This window comes from Kribbella sp. NPDC050820, assembly GCF_040653975.1.
Lineage (GTDB): Bacteria > Actinomycetota > Actinomycetes > Propionibacteriales > Kribbellaceae > Kribbella.
The window spans coordinates 1-1,113 of sequence record NZ_JBFAHB010000179.1 but is presented as its reverse complement, the minus strand read 5'-3'; the positions used below and the strand labels follow the sequence as shown (position 1 = coordinate 1,113).

1 protein-coding gene is annotated in these 1,113 nt (G+C 70.8%); it reads right to left on the bottom strand.

Annotated features, from left to right (window positions below):
- Nucleotides 1-196 precede the first annotated feature (196 nt).
- Nucleotides 197-1,113: transposase (locus tag AB0H36_RS48100; RefSeq protein ID WP_360539145.1), on the bottom strand; the 917-nt coding region annotated here is incomplete at its 5' end.

The following is a 1,113-nucleotide window of genomic DNA, read 5'->3' as shown; positions in this document are numbered from 1 at the left end:
CTAGGAGGGCGCTGAATTAGGGCGGGTTCTGGGGTTGGTCGCTGTGTGGGCTGTAGCGCGGATGCTGTCGGGGCGGGTGCGTGTGAAGGCTGGCCGGTGCGTGGCAATGCGGTCCGGACCGCGAGACGGGCGCCTGGGCGGTTGGTGGGGAGGCGTGCTAGGCGCTGTGGCGGTCGAGGCTTGTGGGTGAGATTTGTCAGGTGGTCTGGGCCGCCAGTACCCAGGTGCCTGCGGTGCGGGTGAGTCCGCGGCCGATGAGGTTGCGAAGGTTGAGGCCGGCGGTGCGGCGTTTCAGCCAGGCGTGGTTCTTCGTGGTGCCGCGGTAGCGGAGTTTGAGGCGGCGGCCGCCGTGGCTGGCGATGTGGGAGATCACGCGTTCGACGTTGGGCCGGTGGTGCCGGTAGTTGTCGCGCAGTTCGGCATCGTCGGCCCAGTCGGCCCGGGCCTGGCGGAGCAGGTCGTCGCGCTCGTGCAGGACGATGCTGCGGCCGGTCTTGGACTTGGTGCACTGCTGGCGCAGCGGGCAGTCGCGGCAGACCGCGCCGAAGGTGGCTACCCGGGTTCGGCTGATCGGGCGGGTGTTGCCGGCCGGGCAGGTGACCGTCTGGGCCTGTTCGTCCACGGTGAAGTCGTCGACGGTGAACCCGCCCTCGACCGGGGCCTGCAGCGGCTTGGGTTTGATCACGGCCTCGTGGCCGGCGTCGTCGATCGCGCCGCGCAGGTCGCCGGTGCCATAGGCAGAGTCCCCGTACCAGGTTGACGGTTCGCTTTCCCGGGCGAGGAACTGTTCGGCCACGGCGGCATCGGCGTTGTCCGGGCCGGCGGCCTTGGTCAACTGCTCGTCGGTGATGATCCCGGTCCCGGGCTCGGCCACCACGTGCGCCCGGTAGCCGTCGCGGCGGCTCTCCGGAGACTTGCGGGTATGCCGCGCGTCCGGGTCGACGGTCGAGATCACCCGATCCGGCGCGACCCGGCGGGCGATCCGCCACCGCCCATCGGTGCCGTCCGACCCCTCGGACGGCTCGACGTCTTGGCCCGCGACCAACGCCAGCAACGCCAACGCGGACTCAGCCCTGTCCTGCTCGTCGTCGTGGTCGTCGTCGTGGTCGTCGT